Origin of the sequence: Paraburkholderia phenazinium (genome assembly GCF_900100735.1) — a bacterium.
Taxonomy (GTDB): domain Bacteria; phylum Pseudomonadota; class Gammaproteobacteria; order Burkholderiales; family Burkholderiaceae; genus Paraburkholderia; species Paraburkholderia phenazinia.
In genome coordinates, this window is record NZ_FNCJ01000004.1 from 525146 (window position 1) to 543364 (window position 18219).

An 18219-nucleotide genomic window follows, 5' to 3' on the forward strand; every position below is an offset into this window, starting at 1 on the left:
TTGCAGGCCCGCCGCCGTCTAGCGAGAGCCGCGTATTACGGCGCGGTGGCCGCCGTGACCGATCCTGACGATGCGCCCGCCGCCAGGCTGCCCGGCACAGTCGCCAGCAGGTGATCCGCGAGGCGTTGCGCGCGCTCACGCTCGTCGTCGCTCAGGTGCGCCGCGACCCGCGCTTCGACGCTCCGCGTACCTTGCGCGTAGACGCGGAACCCGGGCTCGGCCGCGAAGCTCGCGAGCGCCCGTTTGAGCCATGCGTCGCCCAGCGCGCGGTCGAGCATGATGCCGTCGCCGCTCAGATAGCGAATGCCGAGTTCGTATTGCTTGAGCGCATCGCCCATCAATGCCTCGTTCAGGCACGACAGCGCCTTCCATTCCGTTCGTGCGGCCGCTGCTGGGCTTGCAGCCGGGTTTGCAGCCGCGCTCACCGCAGGCTTGGCCTCTGCGCGCGCCACCTCGTTAACGGTGAGGATGGTCGTTTCGCTCACACTCGTGCGGACCATACCGGCCGCGCCGCCGTCCTCGCCCGTTGTGCCAGGCAGCGGATCTTCCAGCAACCAACGGCGCTCGCTGCTACTCAGACTGTGCAGGTCGCCGTCGGCCAGCGCCCTGAGCGCCAGCGCAATCTCCGACGCGTCGGTCCCCTTCGCCGCAGCCTGGCGGTGCCAGCCAAGCGCAACCCGATCGTCACGCGGCACGCCAGCGCCCAATTCATAGAACCGTGCGAGGTCGCTACCGGCCGAACTCGCGCCGCCGGCCACGGCTTTCTCGAACCAGCCGCGGCTCGCCGCCGCATCTGGAGCGACGCCGCGTCCGGACAGATAAGCGAGGCCAAGCAGTTCCTTGCCGGGTGCCCCGCCATTGGCAGCGTGCGTGGCCCAATCGAATGCCTGACGTTCATCCCGCTCGCCGCCAAGCCCAGTGAGCAGATGCCACGCCAGCGACTCTTGCGCCGGAACGTCGCCCTGCTCCGCGGCCTTGTGGAACCAATAAACCGCCGCGCCGTAGTCCACGGGGACGCCGTTGCCCAGATCGTAGGCATCGCCCAGCATCGACTCGTACCTGGCTTCGCCGCGGCTCGCAAGACGCCACATCCAGTAGGCGCGGGCGCTCGCATCCGGTCCGCTGAGCTGCGGGAGGCTAGCGAGCAGACGCATGGCCTGGAGATCGCCGCCGCGCGCGGCGGCTGTGCACCAGCGCAACGCGACCGCGTTGTCGCGGGGCACGCCAAGGCCGCCCAGGTAAGCGGCACACAGCGCGAGTTGCGAAGCCGGATTGTTCGCTTGCGCGCCGCGTGTGTACCAGTCGAGTGCGGCGTGCTGATCGACCGCCACGCCGGAGCCGTTCCAATAGAGCCGGCCCAGCAGCAGATACGCCGGGGCGTAGTGCTGCGCGGCGGCCTTCAGGATCCACGCAGTTCCCGCTTCGCGGTCTCCTGCATGCTTGCGATCGAGCAGATGGGCGCCGAGCAGAATCTGCGCCTGCGGATCGCCGGCTTGAGCGGCACGTCCAAGATACTGTTCGCCAACCGTGACGTCGCGCGGCACGTTTATGCCGTTCAAGTACTGCGCGCCGGTTGCGCGTGCCGCTTCGGCGTTGCCGAGATCGGCCGCCTTGCGATACCAGGCGATGGCCTGGGTCTTGTCCGCCGCCACGCCATCGCCGTTGAACAGCAGGCTGCCCACCATCATGATGGCTTGGACGTTACCGCGCTGCGCCCCTTCGCGGGCGAGCCGATATGCAGCGGCATGATCTCGCGGCGTCCCCATACCGTTGAGGGACAGTGAGGCAAGGTTGAAATACGCGACTCCGAGTCCCTGCGCCGCCGCCTTCTGGTACCACGATCGCGCCTCGACGTAGTTCTGCGGCTCGCCCTCGCCATGCTGCAGCATCGTGCCCAGATCGTTCTGCGCAGCGGCCACACCGGCGTCGGCGGCGCCGCGCATCCAGCCGATCGCCGCGGCCGGATCGGCCGGGCCGCCGCGAGCGTTGCGATACTCGAAGGCGAGGCCGAACTGCGCGAACGGATCGCCTTCGAGCGCGGCCTTGCGATACCAGGCCCGGGCGATTGCGTCGTTGCGCGCGACGCCGGTGCCGTTGGCGTACAGATCGCCGAGACGGCGCTGCGCGTAGGTCACGCCAACGTGCGCCGCGCTCGACATCAGCGCGAAACCGCGGCCTGGATCGTGCGACAGGCCGGTGCCAGTCAAGCCGCTCAGATAGAGATCGCCTAGCATGGCCTGTGCGGCCGGCAGATGCTGAGCGGCTGCCGCGCTCACCCACGCACTGCCCTTCTGGACGTCCCGGGCCACACCTTTGCCTTGCAGCAACGCGAAGCCGAGCATGAACTCGCCGTCCGCATCGCCGCCCACTGCGCTGCGCGTGAACCATACGACTGCGCCCGCCGCGTCGCGCGGAACACCTTGGCCGTTCATCATCAGACGGCCAGCGTTGGCCGCGCCGTGCGGGTCGCCGTGTTCGGCTGCCCGCGCGAATAACGCGTAGGCCGCCGCGTTGTCGGCAGGCGCGCCGGCGCCGCTGTAGGTCATCAGCCCGAGCGCGTCGGCTGCGAACCCGTCGCCGCCGTCGGCCGCCAGCGCATACCAGCGGCGCGCGGCTGCGTCATCGTGCGGCACGCGCAAACCCTGCTGATAGAGCGAGCCGAGCAGCCGGGCCGCAACCAGCGAGCCGTCGCGTGCCGCGTCCTGGAGCAGCGCGATGCCCCGGTCGGTGTCCGGCCGCGTGCCGTAACCGAACAGCACCATCTGGGCATACAGTGCACGCGCATCGAGACGGCCAGTGGCCGCTTCGGCAGCGCACGTAGCGAACTGCTGGGCCGGTTTGGTAAGCGGCGAGACCGCCCACGATGCAACGGTGCTCGAGAGCGCGCACGGCGTGGTCGGATCGCTAAAGACGGCGAGCGGCGCACGCCGTGTCACCGATGGTGCGGCAGGCGCGGTGGATACCAGCCAGGTCGCACTGGCTGCAGTTGCGGCAGCGGGCATCGCGCTGGCGTCCCACGGCGAGAGTGCCGGGACGGCAAGCGCGAGGACGGCGCACAGGCGGCGCAACGCGGGACGGCGCAGCGGCAGGCCGCGCGGGCGGCCGGTAAGGTGGCCGATAAGGTGGTTCATTCGATCTCGTGGAAGGGGGGCCCGTGTGGACGGTAGCCGGCACACGGTTCAGTGCCAACTCAAGAGTATCGGCAAACGGCTGGGAAACTTGATGGGTTGCAATCATGGGTAAGGCGCTTGGCGGGATTGGCGGGGCGAGGACCGCCGTGTTTGCCTAAATCGCCCAATCCCGCGTAAAATAGCGCGTTCTGCGGGCGTCGTATAATGGTAATACCCTAGCTTCCCAAGCTAGAGCCGTGGGTTCGATTCCCATCGCCCGCTCCACATTCAGCTGACCCTCAGCGGAAATCCAGCACGAGAGCCGCCTCTACGAAGGCGGCTTTTTCGTACTGACGGCGGTAACTTGCGGCGGTCGATGCAGTCGCGCTTTCCGGTGCACGCAGCGCCGCCCCTACCGCCCTCACCTTGCCGCTACCATTTCGCTACCATTTGTAGCTATCGACGATGATCCACGATCCGAACCAAGCCGGCCAGCCGGGCGAGCTTCCCCAGACCGCCGACGACGCGAACCACGAACCGTCCACCGCCCGCGACGATGTCACTGACGGCGAAGCAGCGGACTCGGGCGATTCGAAAGAAGCGCTGCGCCTGCGCCGCATCCGCAGCTTCGTCACGCGCGCCGGCCGGGTTTCGACCGGCCAGCGCCGTGCGATGGACGAATTCGGTCCGCGCTTCGTTATGCCTTACGCGCCGCAGCAGCCCGACTGGGACGCCGTATTTGGCCGCCATGCCGCGCGCATTCTGGAAATCGGCTTCGGCATGGGCGCGACGACCGCCGAAATCGCGGCGCATCGTCCCAACGACGACTTTCTCGGTGTCGAAGTCCACGAGCCGGGCGTCGGTGCGCTGCTCAAGCTGATGGGCGAACAGCAATTGTCGAACATCCGCATCATTCAGCACGATGCAGTCGAAGTGCTCGAACAGATGATCGCGCCGCAGAGTCTGGACGGCGTGCACATTTTCTTCCCCGATCCGTGGCACAAGGCGCGGCATCACAAGCGCCGCCTGATTCAACCAAAGTTCGTCGCGCTGCTCGTCTCGCGCCTGAAACCGGGTGCGTATCTGCACTGCGCGACCGACTGGCAGAACTACGCCGAGCAGATGCTCGAAGTGCTGGGCGCCGAAGCTGCGCTGGAAAACACGGCCGACGGCTATGCGCCGCGCCCGGAATATCGTCCGGTGACGAAATTCGAACGCCGCGGGCTGAAGCTCGGTCATGGCGTGTGGGATCTGGTGTTCAAGCGGCGTAACGGCAGCTAAGCTTTGCGCCGTCGCTAGCTTCAGACGCAAAAAGGTCCGCACCGACGCGGACCTTTTTGCTTTCAGAGCAAGAACGAAACAGTCACTCCGACCAGTTCAGACCATCGCTGTAGCCCACGATCAAGATCAGCAGACCGAACCCGATCCGATACCACGCAAACGCGGTGAAATCATGCGCCGCAATGTAGCGCAGCAGCCAGCGCACGCATGCGAATGCACTGACGAACGCAGCCACGAAACCGAGCGTGAACATCCCCAGCGCATCCGCCGAGAGCAGATGCCAGCTCTTGAGCAACTCGTAGGCCGTCGCGCCGAAAATGATCGGCATGGCGAGGAAAAAGGAAAACTCGGTGGCCACACGCCGCTCGAGGCCGAACAGCATGCCGCCGATGATTGTCGAGCCCGAGCGCGACATGCCCGGAATCAACGCAAAGCATTGCGCGAGGCCGACCTTGAGCGCATCGAGCGGACTCAGCGCGTCGACCGACTGCACGCGCGGCGGCACGGCGCCGCGTGCCCGCTGCCGTGCTTCGGCCCACAGGATCACCACGCCGCCCACCACCAGTGCGAACGCCACCGGCACCGGCGCAAACAGGGCGGACTTGATCGTCGCTTCGAACAACAAGCCCAGTACGACCGCCGGAATGGTCGCGATCACCACGTTGAGCGCAAAACGCCGCGCATCGGGCCGCGCCGGCAATCCGGTCAGGACCGAACCGATGCGCCGGCGATACTCCCAGCACACGGCCAGGATCGCACCCAGTTGGATCACTACGTCGAAGGTCTTGGCGTGTTCGCCGGTGAAATCGAGCAGGCTGCCCGCGACGATCAGATGACCGGTGCTCGAGACCGGCAAAAATTCGGTCAGCCCTTCGACGACCCCGAGTATCAACGCCTTGCCAGCCAGTAACCAGTCCATCCATGCCCCTCATCGCCAGGTTGTCGATCAGGGCCGATGGAGCGGTAACAAGCAGCAACACGCGGCCCTGCCGGCCGCGCGAGCGTCATTTCTCGACGATCTGCACGCGTATGCCGTTTGTAAGGATTGTAATTGTACCGGGTTCGTAGTTCACGCCTGCGAATTGCAGTTGCTCGGGCTTGAAGGTGTAAATCGGATAGTTGGTCAGCAGTTGGGTCGCCAGCAGCGCCGCGGCAGCGTTGATCTGCTGCGTGTAGGCCTGCGCGCCACCACTGACGTTGACGCTGTCCACGTTGGGCGACTTCAGGACCACGGAGCGGCTGGCGGCGTCGTAGGCCAGTTCGCTCGACAGCGTGAACACGCCGTCCACCGGCTGCTGCAGGAACGGGCTGGCAAGGTGCGCGTCGAGTCGCACGGAGACACGGTTGGTATCCGGCAGGAAGCCGACCACCGGGTTGGTAAGCGCCACCTGGAACACCTGCGAGATGGTCCGCTGATAAGGGAACTTGCGCTGCACGGCGTCCTGCACCTGCTGCTGCGAGAACGTGTAGTGCGACGGGATGAACGGGAAGGTCGACGCCGCGCAAGCTGCCAGCGACACCGTGATGCCCACGGCAGCACTGGCCGCGAGCAGAAAGCGGCGCCGGGTCGGCGCGACGGGTTGGGTCATGCAGCTTCTCCTGTCGACCAGAGTTCGCGCTTTAGCGCGTTACTCTGGTCCCATGCAACGTAGTTGCGAGTGAAACAACCCCATGGCGGGGATCGGACCATGGTGTGGTTAGGCGCGTGGACACAATCAGTGCGCTCAAGTGTGCGCTGTGGGCTGAGTCTGCGTTTCGAGCTGGGTCAGCCAGGCCAACGCCTCGGTGCGCGTCGTGCCACACATTTCGACCTGCGGTTGCAGGCCGGAACAGCACGCCGGCCGCTCGGGCTGGCCGAAGATCGCGCAACGCAGATCGTCGCCGAGCTGCACACAACGCACACCCGCCGGCTTGCCGTACGGCATGCCGGGAATCGGACTCGAGATCGACGGCGCGATACAGCACGCACCGCAGTCGGGGCGGCAGGCGTGACCCGCTACATGAAACAGAGATTCGACAGTCACCACATTCTTCCTGAACACACCCCAACGGTCGCTGACAGCGCCCCTGCGGCACGCCAACCCCGCATTGTGCCATTGCTCCGCGTGCGACCTTTTTACACAATGCAGGCCCCAAGCGCTCACGTAAACTGGCCAGATACGCAAGGCCACGCTCAAGAGGCGCCTGCCCCGCTCCATCCGGTCCAGCCGACCCGCAGGTCTCTCCGCACTTCCCGGCGTGGCGTCCACCGAGCCGCCCATGACCATCGCCGATACCCTCTTCCGCCCCGACCTGCTCGCCAAATACAGCGCGAACGGCCCACGGTATACGTCCTATCCGACCGCCCTTCAGTTCCGCGACGATTTCGACCAGGCCGATTATCTGCGCGCCGCAGCCGATCCAGGCGCCGCGGCGACGGACCTCTCGCTGTACTTCCACATTCCGTTCTGCGACACCGTCTGCTTCTACTGCGGCTGCAACAAGATCGCGACGAAGAACCGCGCGCATGCCCGGCCCTACCTCGAGCGGCTCAAGCGCGAGCTCGCCTTGCAGGCGGCCCGCTTCGACACTGCGCAGCCGGTCTCCCAGTTGCACTGGGGCGGTGGCACCCCCACCTTCCTCTCGCACGACGAAATGGCCGAACTGATGACGGCGACGCGCCAGCAATTCAAGCTGAGTCCCGATTCGGAGGGCGAGTTTTCAATCGAAGTCGACCCGCGCGAAGCCTCTGCCAAGACCGTCGTCCATCTGCGCAATCTCGGCTTCAATCGCTTGAGTCTTGGCGTGCAGGACTTCGATCCGCTGGTTCAGCAGGCAATCAACCGGATTCAGCCGCTGGAGATGACCGCCTCGGTGATGCGCGCAGCACGTGCGACGGGCTTTCATTCGATTGGCGTCGATCTGATCTACGGGCTGCCGCATCAAACGGTCGACAGCTTCAGCCGGACGCTCGACACCATGCTGGCGCTCGCGCCTGACCGGCTTTCGGTGTTCGGCTATGCGCACATGCCGCAGCTGTTCAAGATGCAGCGCCAGATGGACGCCACGGCGCTGCCCTCGCCTGCGGTGCGCCTCGCGATTCTGAGGCTGGTGGTTGAGCGGCTGACTAGCGCCGGATATGTGTATATCGGCATGGATCACTTTGCGCTGCCCACCGACGAACTGGCGCGCGCCCAGGCTCAACGCAGCTTGCATCGCAATTTCCAGGGCTATAGCACGCGTGCGGAATGCGACCTGATCGGCTTTGGGGCGTCGTCGATCGGCAAGGTCGGCGATGTGTATGCGCAGAATGCCAAGGATCTATCGGGCTATGGCGCCGCCATCGATGCCGGGCGCCTGGCGATCACTCGCGGCGTGCGCCTGACCGCTGATGATCGGCTGCGCCGCGACGTCATCACTGAGCTGATGTGCAACCTCGAACTGCGCTTCGACGAATTCGAGGCGGCTTACGGCATCCGCTTCGCCAATACCTTCGCAGCGGAGCTCGAGCGCCTGCGCAGTTTCGAGGAAGACGGGCTGGTATCGATCAAAGGCGGCAAGCTCGAAGTCCTGATGGCCGGGCGCATGCTGGTGCGCAACATCGCGATGGTGTTCGACCGGTATCTCGGCCAGCAGACCATGGAGCGGTTTTCGCGGACGGTTTGAGGGCTTTGCGGCTGAGAGCGGGGCAGACGGCCGCCGGATTGGCGGTACGCGGCCCGCGCGGCGTGTCCCCCGCTCTAAAGCGGACGGTTGTTAGGGTAACTTGCCCAGCGCGACGTTTTCGGCCATAATCTGCGTTTCCCGCCGCGCGCAGCTCTTATGCGCGCGTGTCGCAAGACAAGCCCAGGTGGTGAAACAGGTAGACGCAGGGGACTCAAAATCCCCCGCCGCAAGGCGTGCCGGTTCGAGTCCGGCCCTGGGCACCAGTAAATCGTTTCGCACAGTCTCACACCCTCAGAACCCCGCAAGAGCCTCATGCCTGCGGGGGTTTCTGTTTCTAGCGATCTCACCGGGTTACGTAGCCATCTCAACGGCAGCTTCCCTCCGCTCATTCCATGCATCGGAGCGCTGCCGGGGCATGTGGTTATAGGCGAAGCGCGCCCATCCAGACGTCCGCGCAAGAAACACTTAACAGTTCCGCGCCGTGCTGACGATATGACAGGGCCGGGATGCTACGCGGCTTCAGCAGCACCCCGCTACAGCGAGTGACCAACCTCCAAAAACAAAGCCGGGCCCACATTCCTGTGAGCCCGGCTCGATCCATCATTCGCAATACGTTTCGCTAAGGCCTGCGGGCCCGTTAGCGAGTGGCGGGCACAATCGCCCCTGCGCGCCGGCGCTTCACCATATACCCCACCCACATCGCCACCAACCACACCGGCACCAGCCAGACGGAGACCGACAAGCCCGGCGTCATCGCCAGAATCACCAGAATCAGCGCCATGAACGCGAGGCAGATCCAGTTGCTGACCGGGAACCAGAACGATTTGAACACCAACGTCTCCCCTGCCTGCACCATCGCCTTGCGCGACTTCAGATGCGTGAGACTGATCAGCGCCCAGTTCAACACCAGCGCGGCCACCACCAGCGCCATCAGCATGCCGAGCGCTTCGGCCGGAATCAGATAGTTGATGATCACGCAGGTGAACGTCGCCAGCGCCGACAAGCCAATCGCCAGATACGGCACACCACGGCGATCTACCTTCATCAGCGCGCGCGGCGCATTACCCTGCTCCGCCAGGCCGTACAGCATGCGGCTATTCGCATACACACCGCTGTTATAGACCGACAGCGCCGCAGTCAACACCACGACGTTGAGGATATTCGCGGTGAGCGTGGAGCCGATCTGCGAGAAGATCATCACGAACGGACTGCCGCCAGCCGCCACCTGATTCCACGGATACAGCGACAGCAGCACCACCAGCGAGAGGATGTAGAACAGCAGAATCCGGTAGATCACCTGATTCACCGCTTTCGGAATGCTCTTGCGCGGCTCGTCCGCCTCGGCCGCCGTAATGCCGATCAGTTCCAGACCGCCGAATGAAAACATGATCACGGCCAGCATCATGAAGAGGCCATGAAAACCATGCGGGAAGAAGCCGCCGTCGGCCCAGAGATTCGTAATCGACGCCTGCGGACCGCCGTGACCGCTGATCAGCAGATAGCCGCCGAACAGGATCATGCCGATCACCGCCACCACCTTGATGATCGCGAACCAGAACTCGGTCTCGCCGTAGGCCTTCACATTGGCCAGGTTGATCGCGTTGATGCCCACAAAGCACACCAATGCCGACACCCAGGTGGGAACGCTCGGCCACCAGAAATGCACGTAAGTACCGACAGCCGTCAACTCGGCCATGCTGACCAGCACGTAGAGGACCCAGTAATTCCAGCCCGACAGGAAGCCCGGGAAATCGCCCCAGTACTTGTAGGCGAAGTGGCTGAACGAACCGGCCACCGGCTCTTGCGCGACCATCTCGCCAAGTTGCCGCATGATCATGAACGCGATGATGCCGCCAATCGCATAGCCGAGAATCATCGACGGTCCAGCCGCCTGCAACACGCTCGCCGACCCGAGGAACAAGCCGGTGCCGATCGCCCCGCCCAGCGCGATCAGCTGGATGTGACGGTTCTTGAGCCCGCGCTTCAGGCCGTCTTGCTGCTGTGGACTATTCAAAATTGCGCCCCACTTTATGGATGTCGATCAGCCGGACAAACTTGTGATTTGACCTGGCAAAACCAAAGATTTTAGCCTGTCCGACATGACCCACATACTGGGAGGAACCCGTGACGCAGCCCTCCTTCCAGTCGGCGCACCGCTTATGCATGGTGATTGACTTGCAACAGCCAGCATGCGAACTGCGATGCGTCGTTACAGCCTGGGCTAACGCAGATTGGTATTCGCCAGTTCCACCACTTCGTCGCCGCGGCCACTCAGCACTGCGCGCAACATGTACAGGCTGAAGCCCTTCGCTTGCGCCCATTGAATCTTCGGCGGCATCGCGAGTTCGTGCTTCGCCGTGACGACGTCGATCACCGCTGGACCAGGATGCGCGAACGCATCGCGCAAGGCGTCGCGGATTGCTTCGGAATCCTCCACACGTATGCTGTAAATTCCAGCCCCTTGAGCAATCGCTGCGAAATCGGTCGCACTGAGGTCGGTCCCGCTATCGAGGTAGCCGCCGGCTTTCATCTCCATCGCGACAAAGCCGAGTGAACTGTTGTTGTACACGACCACTTTGATCGGCAGCTCGAGTTGGCGCGCGGTCAGCAGATCGCCAAGCAGCATCGACAACCCGCCGTCGCCGGATAGCGAGATCACCTGACGGTGCGGCTGCGCCGCTTTCGCGCCCAGCGCCTGCGGCATCGCATTCGCCATCGAGCCGTGATTGAACGAGCCGTGCAAAGTGCGCTTGCCGTTCATCGTCAGGTAGCGCGCGGCCCACAGCGTGGGCGTGCCGACATCGACGGCAAACACCGCATCCTCGTCGGCCACTTCATCGACGATGCTCGTCAGGTATTGCGGATGGATCGGCTTGCCCGGATCCGACGGGCGCGCGAAATCGTCGAGGGTGAGGCGTGCAGCAAAGTAATGGGTGCGGGCGCGTTCGATAAAGTCGCGGTCGGTCTTGCGGGTGAGCTTCGGCAACAGCGCCTGCAAGGTGGGCTTGATGTCGCCGACCAGTCCCATCTTCAAGGGTGCGCGCTTGCCGAGCGCACTGCCGCGGCGATCGATCTGCACGATATTGCCGTGCGACGGATAAAAGTTGCGATAGGGGAAATCGGTGCCGAGCATCACCAGCGTGTCGGATGACATCATCGCGTAGTAGCCGGAGCTGAAGCCGATCAGTCCCGTCATGCCGACGTCGTACGGGTTGTCCCATTCCACGTACTGCTTGCCGCGCAACGCGTGTACGGTCGGTGCGCCGAGCGCGTCTGCAAGCGCGACCACTTCGTCGTGTGCGCCCGCGCAGCCACTGCCGCACAGCAGCGTGACGCCTTCGGACTGGTTGAGCAGATCGGCCAGTCTATCAATATCCGCAGCGGCGGGCAGCAGGGTGGCGCGCTCCAGCGTGCCGGCCCACGCGGGCACTTCGTCGGGCGCCTCGCCGAGCGCGACGTCGCCTGGCAAGACGATCACTGCGACGCCCTGCTGCTCGATCGCCGTGTGCATCGCGGTGGCCAGTACGCGCGGGAACTGCGATGGGTTCGTCACCAGTTCGACGTAGTGGCTGCACTCCTTGAACAACTCCTGCGGATGCGTTTCCTGGAAGTAGCCGAGGCCGATTTCGGATGATGGAATATGTGCCGCGATGGCGAGCACCGGTTGATGATTACGGTGGCAGTCGTACAGTCCGTTAATCAGGTGCAGGTTGCCGGGGCCGCAACTGCCCGCGCAGACGGCTAGCTTGCCGGTGGCGGCGGCTTCTGCGCCTGCAGCGAAGGCGGCGACTTCTTCGTGGCGGGTGTGCATCCAGCGGATGGAGCCGAGACGATAGAGGCTATCGGATAGGCCGTTCAGGCTGTCGCCGGTCACGCCCCAGATACGTTCGACCCCGGCTGCGTGCAGCGTTTTTGCAAGGAAGTCCGCGATGGTCTGTTTGCTCATGGTCTGCTCCGCAACGTTAGTGAGACGCTCAAGGGAGATGACAGTCGAGGGGGTATTGTCGTACAGGTAGCGGATTTGTGGGGTTTTGCCTGCGCGGCGCTTTGGTGGTTTGTCTGCGGTGTTGGCCTTTCCTTGTTTTGTTAGTGGTCTATTGGCGTTGCCCCTGTGCGGGGCGGCACCTACTTTCTTTGCCCCCCCAGGGGACTTCCTTCGGGGCGCCGGCCGCAAAGAAAGTAGGCAAAGAAAGCGGGCTGACAACCGCTAGCTCTTAGGTGTCCATCACTTAGGTTAACCCAAAGTGGTCCGAAGACGAGACCCGCCCTCGCATTTTCCACGTTAGTGGCACAGCGCTCATCCACCCCACTCCGCACTGCGTGCGTTGCGGATGGGTATGCACGGGAATGCCGGCAAGCCTAGATAGTTAGAATGCCTACATAACTGTGGGAGGGTGTTATGCCCGGCGGCGGGGCGCGAAGCGCAACGCTGGAACGGATGAATGCCTTGTCACGAAGGTGGGCGGTGCGAAAGCACATCTCGTCTTCGGACCACTTCGTGTTCACGCGAGAGGCGGACACCTACAAGCTGGCGGTGTGAGCCCGCTTTCTTTGCCTACTTTTCTTTGCGGCCGGCACCCCGAAGGAAGTCCCCTGGGGGGACAAAGAAAAGTAGGTGCCGCCCCGCACAGGGGCAACGCCAATAGACCACTAACAAATCAAGGAAAGGCCAACACCACAACAACACCAAGCGCCGCGCAGGCAAAAAAACAGAACCACAAACCCTACCCCCCCTCCGGCACCCCCTCAAGCCGCGCCGCCGGCGACCCCACGATGACCAGCGCCTGCACGAGAAACGCACCTGCCGCCGCCACGAGACAAACATCCACGCCCCAGTGCCCACTAATCCCAGCCCCCAACAGCGCTCCAAGCGGCCGCGCCCCATACGTCGCCGTGCCATTGATAGCCGAAACACGCCCTATCATCCCGTCAGGCGTAATTGCCTGCCGCAAGGTAGTCGATCCGACCACCCAGAGAATCGGCCCCACCCCGAGCAAAAAGAAACTTAGCATTGCCAACCAGAGCGACGGCACGATCAGCGTGGCCACCATCACCAGCGAAGCGAGCAACCCGCAAAACGGCCCTATGGTCAGCACGCGGCCAAATCTGAGCCGCTCCGCTACCGAAGGCGCCGCCAGCGCGCCGCACACCATGCCGACGCCATACGCGCCGAGCGTCACGCCCACTGCCGAGGCCGTCAGCCCAAGCCGGTGCACCGCGTACGGCACATACACCGCCTGCAACATAAAGAAGCCTAGATTGAAAAACACCGCGGTAGCGATCATCGGACGCAACAAGGCATCGCGCAGCACGAAGCGGGCACCGTCACGCAGTTCACGCAAGAAGTGGCGCTGCCCTGTCTGCGCACGCGGCGGCTCACGCAGCCCTGCCAGCAACGCGACCGCCAACGCCGACAAGCCGGCCGCGCAGCCATACGCCCAGCCCGCGCCGATCCAGCCCACCAGCATGCCGCCGAGCGCCGGCCCCGCCGAATACGCGGCGCTGCGCGCCAGTTCGAGCCGTCCATTCGCAACCGCGAACGACTCGCGCGGCACCAGCGATGGCACCAGCGACGGCGCCGCCACGTTATAAGCCACCGTGCCCGTCGCGCCGAGACAGCCGAGCGCAGCAAGCCATGGCAAGGTCAAGCCGTGCGTCACGATCAGCAGTAACACGCCCAGCATCGCGATCACACGCATGCCTTCGGCGAGTGCCATCAAGGTTCGCCGCGAACGGCGGTCGGCCCAGACGCCGAACGGAATCGACAGCAGCAAAAACGGCAGCGTCTGCGCCGTCTGCAGCAAGCCGGTTTCATGCGCGCTCGCGCCTAGCGCGAACACGGCGACAAGCGGTGCGGCAGCAAGGCTGATCTGCTCGGCGGACTGTGCAACCAGATTCGACCACCCGAGCCGCTGGAACGCGGCCGGCAGTCTGACGGTGGATTGTGGGATTGGCAAACGCATCGATGACCTCCTGGCATTGTGAGGTCATCGTCGTCGTTTCAGGCGGACGGTACGCTCCGCTTCTTGCGCTGTTATTGGTGTGAGGTAATCGTGGTGCTGAGTCGCCAAGGGCGCTTGCGTCGATCAGGGCGCATACGACGAAGCCATGCCGCTTTCAAGCCCATGATCGAGCGTTGTGCGAATAATCGACAGCCCGCGCGTCAGCGCTTCAAGCGACGGCGCACCGGTCATGCACACACGAATCGCATGTGGAGCGGCGTTACGGCCAATCACGAAGCTATCCGCCGTCTTGACGAGCACGCCCTCCTGACGCAGCGCCGCCGCAAATTCCGCGGCACGCCACGGTTCGGGCAGCGGCAGCCACAGATGCGAACTGGTCGCTGCATGCCGATAGGTCACGCCCCGGAGCACCTCGCTCGCCACCTCATGCTGCGTTTCGATGTGCGCGCGCTGCAAGCCGTTCAGCCGCTCCATCTCGCCGTTCTCGATCCAGCGCGACACCACTTCGGCCATCAACGGCGCGGTCATCCAGCAATCGCTGCGAATCACCGCGGCAATCTTGGAACACCATGCGGGCGGCGCCTGCAGATACCCAACCCGCAGCCCCGGCGCGACCGATTTCGACAATCCCGCGATCAGAAACGACTGCTCCGGCAGACGCGTGGCGAGCGGCTCAGGCGGCGCTTCCAGCAGCATGGCCGGCACGAGGTCTTCGATCAGCAGCACGCCATGCCGCTGCAGGATCGCGGCGACAGCGTCGCGCCGCTCGTCCGACATGGTTGCGGTGGTCGGATTGTGGATGGTCGGCACGCAGAAGATGGCGCGCGGATGCAGCGACTTGCAGGCCAGTTCGAGCGCGGCGGGCACCAGCCCCTCCGCGTCGATCTCGACGCCCACCAGGTGCAGCCGCAGTTGCCGCGCGAGCGCAATGATCCCGGGATAGCTGACGACTTCGGCCAGCACCGTGTCGCCCGGCCGCGCGACGGCGCGCAGCACCGACGCCAGCGCGTGCTGCGCCCCTTGTGTCACCAGCACACGTGACGCGCTCGCCGGACTGCCGGCGCGGCCGAGCCACGCCGCGCCCGCCAGCCGGTGCCGCATCGAGCCCGCTTCCGGCGCGTATTGCAGCAGTTCGGCGGCGAGGCGTTCGTCGTTGGCAATGTCGTGCAGCGTGGCGCACAGCGCGGCCGCCTCGCCGGTCGACTGCGGCACGTTCTGGCCGAGATCGATCAGCGCCGGAGCAGGCGGCATGCCGGGACGCAGCACGCCATTCGCTGCCGCGCCCGAAGACATCTCGCGAGCGCGGGCCTGAGCCACATAGGTGCCGTCGCCGACACGTGCATTCGCGAGCCCCTGGCGCTCCAGCTCGGCATAGGCGCGGCTGATCGTGCCGGTGGTCACGTGCAGTTCGCTCGCCAGCGACCGGTGCGGCGGCAGCTTCTCGCCGGCCGGCAGTTGGCCGTTGAGGATCGCCTGCGCGAAAGCACGCGCAATGACCTGGTATTTCGGATCGCCGCCCGCGTCGATCCTGGGCAGCCACGCGTTCATCGCCATTTTGCGACGGTCTCCTTCTTGTTTCCATGCATGTCATGGGTGTCATTAACATGATACGCATTCAATCTCATGACATTGCATGCAGTCATTTACTTTAATTGAAGCGATTGAGTTGCTTGTTTAGGCTCCATAGCATGGCGTCATTCCGAATTCAATTGTGCCGCCTCGATGCGGCACTGCGGCATCCACCCAGGAGCGCCCTATGAGCCGTGAGACACCTCGTATCAGCCGGATCGACATCACGCACCACCAGCTCGAGCTCGATCCGCCGTTCCCAGCCTCCTGGGATAGCCAGCCGCGCCGCAAATTTCCCGCCACCATCGTGCGCGTCCACGACGATGCAGGCCACGTGGGCATCGGTTCCGGCGACGCGATGTACGGCTTTGCGGACTACCAGCACCTGTTCGTCGGCACCGACCCGCTCGACCTCGCGCGCCACAGCGCCGTCCTCGACAACATTGGTTTTCACGCCGGCCGACCGTGGCCGTTGGATATCGCGCTGTGGGATCTGGCCGGCAAGATTCGCGGAGAACCCTGCTGGAAGATGATGGGTGGACGCAGCAACCGGATTCGCGCCTACGCGTCGAGCGGCGTGCACCGTCATCCCGACGACATGGCGAACATGGCGCTGCAGGTGGCCGCGCGCGGCTTTCCGGCGCTGAAGATCCGCTTTGGCCGCCCGAGCCTCGCTGACGATCTCACCGCGCTCGCCGCCGTGCGCGCGGCCGTAGGCAACCGGCTTGAACTGATGGTGGACTGCAACCAGGGTTGGCGCATGCCGTGGGACACGGTCGCGCCGTGGACGGTGAGCGAGGCGCTCGAAGTCGCCCGCGAACTCGAAAAGCAGGACGTCTACTGGATGGAAGAGCCGTTGCATCGCGGCGACTACGACGGCTACGCTGCACTGCGCCGCAGCACCACGCTGCGCATCGCTGGCGGTGAGATGACGCGCGAGCGCTACGAGTTCGATCAGTTGCTCAAGCATGACTGCCTCGACGTGTTTCAACCGGACGTCGCCTGCTCGCTCGGCATGGAAGGGCTGCGCAAGCTCGCGCAAGCGGTCGAAGCGCGCGGCAAGGTCTTCACCCCGCACACCTGGGGCAACGGCATCGGCCTCGCGGCCAATCTGCACCTGACGGCAGGGGCCGCCTCGGCGCCCTTTATCGAGTTTCCCTATGACCCGCCGGAATGGTCGATCGAACGGCGCGATTTCATGCTGGCGCAGCCGATCGACGTCGACAGCGAAGGCTGGCTCACGCTGTCCGACGAGCCCGGCCTCGGTCTGACGCTCGACGAAGCCGTGCTCGCCGCCACGCAAAGTTCTCGCAGTACCTACGCCTGACGCCTCGGCTGAGGCAAACATCAAGGCCAACAACGCAACCATGTTGCATGGAACCTGGGTAGCGCACTTTAGCGCCAACTCAAGCCAACATAGGAGACAGACAATGCAGATCAAACCCTGGATGCGCGCTGCTTGCGTGGCGCTCGCCGCTGGCGCCCTCTTCCCGGCCGCCGCGCACGCGGGCACCTGGTGCTCGAGCGGCAAGACGGTGCGCTTTGCCGGCGTCACGTGGGAGAGCGGTTCGTTCACCACCGAAGTGCTGCGCTACATCGCCGAAAAGGGCTATGGCTGCAAGACCGACACGGTGCCGGGCAGCACCGCCGCCACCGAAACGGCGCTCGCGCGCAACGATCTGCAGGTCTGGGGCGAACAATGGACCGGCCGCTCGGAGATCATCGCGAAGGGCGTCGCGGACGGCCAGGTCAAGCTGGTCGGCGACACGCTGCCGGGCGGTACCAATGAAGGCTGGTACGTGCCGGAATACGTGGTCAAAGGCGACCCCGCGCGCGGCATCAAGCCGGTCGCACCGAACCTGACCTCGGTCGCGGATCTGCCGAAGTACAAGGATCTCTTTGAGGATGACGAAGAACCGGGCAAAGGCCGCTTCCTGAACTGCCCGGCCGGCTGGGACTGCGAGCGCGTCAACTCGCGCCTGCTGAAAGTGCTCAAGCTCGACGACAGCTACACGAACTTCCGCCCCGGCACGGGCGCGGCGCTCGACGCGGCGATCTCGTCGGCCTATCAGCGCGGCAAGCCGATCTTGTTCTACTACTGGGAACCGGCTGCGTTGATGGCAAAGTACAAGTTCGTGCAACTGAAGATGCCGCCGTTCAACGCCAATTGCTGGAAGACGCTGCGCGCCGACAACAGCAGCTCGCCGTGTGCCTCGTCGTATCTGGTATCGCATCTGAAGATCGGTGTGTCGACGCCGTTCTATCAGGCCGAGCCCGAGATGATGGCGGCCTTTGGCAAGGTCAGCTTCTCGATGGACTTCCTGAACCAGACTATCCTCGAGATGACCAGCAAGAAGATCGACGGTCAGACGATGGCCAGGCAGTTCCTCCACGACCATCCGGAAATGTGGAAGCCATGGGTCTCGAACGACGTGGCCCAGAAGGTCCAGGCCTCGCTCACAGGCGCCTGATCTGCGGCGAAGTCACGAAGCTTTGTGCTGAACGGAGGACGCGGCGCGCCTTCCGTTCACGCGCATCGGAGGTTTGATCATGCATTCGTTTTTCCTGCATCTGTCGATTGCCGACTGGGTGAACGACGTCGTCCAGTCGTTCGTCACCGCGCACGGTGACAGCTTCCACAACTTCAGCAT

The 18219-nt window shown here is 64.4% G+C and carries 13 protein-coding genes and 2 tRNA genes; 6 read left to right on the forward strand and 9 right to left on the reverse strand.

Annotated elements, in window-relative coordinates; genetic code table 11:
* Positions 1-35 precede the first annotated feature (35 nt).
* Entirely contained in the window at positions 36-3131 is a 3096-nt protein-coding gene (locus BLQ92_RS12685; RefSeq protein ID WP_090684818.1) for a tetratricopeptide repeat protein, read from the reverse strand.
* A 190-nt stretch (positions 3132-3321) separates the two neighbouring features.
* Between BLQ92_RS12685 and BLQ92_RS12690 the strand changes: the two genes are divergently transcribed.
* A tRNA-Gly gene (locus BLQ92_RS12690) sits at positions 3322-3395 on the forward strand.
* A gap of 180 nt (positions 3396-3575) precedes the next feature.
* Positions 3576-4391, forward strand: coding sequence for a tRNA (guanosine(46)-N7)-methyltransferase TrmB (trmB, locus tag BLQ92_RS12695; RefSeq protein ID WP_090684819.1), 816 nt, complete (start codon positions 3576-3578; stop codon positions 4389-4391).
* Positions 4392-4473: 82 nt separating this feature from the next.
* On the opposite strand, the gene BLQ92_RS12700 is transcribed toward trmB, so the two are convergent.
* The 3 genes from BLQ92_RS12700 to BLQ92_RS12710 form a co-directional block, all read right to left on the reverse strand.
* A complete protein-coding gene (locus tag BLQ92_RS12700) occupies positions 4474-5310 on the reverse strand; it encodes an undecaprenyl-diphosphate phosphatase (protein WP_090684820.1) in 837 nt (278 codons plus the stop codon).
* Positions 5311-5395: 85 nt separating this feature from the next.
* The gene (locus tag BLQ92_RS12705) at positions 5396-5980 is read right to left on the reverse strand and encodes a DUF1439 domain-containing protein (RefSeq protein ID WP_090684821.1); all 585 of its coding nucleotides are present in this window, start codon (positions 5978-5980) and stop codon (positions 5396-5398) included.
* 135 nt (positions 5981-6115) lie between these two features.
* Entirely contained in the window at positions 6116-6415 is a 300-nt protein-coding gene (locus BLQ92_RS12710; protein ID WP_425194977.1) for a YkgJ family cysteine cluster protein, read from the reverse strand.
* 235 nt (positions 6416-6650) lie between these two features.
* Here BLQ92_RS12710 and hemN point away from each other — a divergent pair, with 235 nt between their 5' ends.
* Both hemN and BLQ92_RS12720 read left to right on the forward strand, forming a co-directional pair.
* On the forward strand, positions 6651-8036 hold the full coding sequence (gene hemN, locus BLQ92_RS12715) for an oxygen-independent coproporphyrinogen III oxidase (RefSeq protein WP_090684823.1): 1386 nt from the start codon (positions 6651-6653) through the stop codon (positions 8034-8036).
* Between the two features lie 178 nt (positions 8037-8214).
* Positions 8215-8299 (forward strand) — tRNA-Leu (locus tag BLQ92_RS12720).
* An 88-nt stretch (positions 8300-8387) separates the two neighbouring features.
* On the opposite strand, the gene BLQ92_RS39340 is transcribed toward BLQ92_RS12720, so the two are convergent.
* The 5 genes from BLQ92_RS39340 to BLQ92_RS12740 all read right to left on the reverse strand — a co-directional run bounded on the left by BLQ92_RS39340 (position 8388) and on the right by BLQ92_RS12740 (position 15553).
* Positions 8388-8501 carry a helix-turn-helix domain-containing protein gene (locus tag BLQ92_RS39340; protein WP_244106555.1) on the reverse strand — a complete coding sequence of 38 codons (114 nt, stop codon included), beginning with the start codon at positions 8499-8501 and terminating at the stop codon, positions 8388-8390.
* 172 nt (positions 8502-8673) lie between these two features.
* Entirely contained in the window at positions 8674-10050 is a 1377-nt protein-coding gene (locus BLQ92_RS12725; protein ID WP_090684824.1) for an amino acid permease, read from the reverse strand.
* Between the two features lie 207 nt (positions 10051-10257).
* On the reverse strand, positions 10258-11982 hold the full coding sequence (gene poxB / locus BLQ92_RS12730; protein WP_090684825.1) for a ubiquinone-dependent pyruvate dehydrogenase: 1725 nt from the start codon (positions 11980-11982) through the stop codon (positions 10258-10260).
* 778 nt (positions 11983-12760) lie between these two features.
* On the reverse strand, positions 12761-13999 hold the full coding sequence (locus BLQ92_RS12735) for an MFS transporter (protein WP_090684826.1): 1239 nt from the start codon (positions 13997-13999) through the stop codon (positions 12761-12763).
* A 123-nt stretch (positions 14000-14122) separates the two neighbouring features.
* A complete protein-coding gene (locus tag BLQ92_RS12740; protein ID WP_090684827.1) occupies positions 14123-15553 on the reverse strand; it encodes an aminotransferase-like domain-containing protein in 1431 nt (476 codons plus the stop codon).
* Positions 15554-15755: 202 nt separating this feature from the next.
* On the opposite strand from BLQ92_RS12740, the gene BLQ92_RS12745 reads away from it, so the two are divergent.
* On the forward strand, positions 15756-16895 hold the full coding sequence (locus BLQ92_RS12745; protein WP_090684828.1) for a mandelate racemase/muconate lactonizing enzyme family protein: 1140 nt from the start codon (positions 15756-15758) through the stop codon (positions 16893-16895).
* Positions 16896-16998: 103 nt separating this feature from the next.
* On the forward strand, positions 16999-18039 hold the full coding sequence (locus BLQ92_RS12750) for an ABC transporter substrate-binding protein (protein ID WP_090684829.1): 1041 nt from the start codon (positions 16999-17001) through the stop codon (positions 18037-18039).
* Positions 18040-18219: the final 180 nt, after the last annotated feature.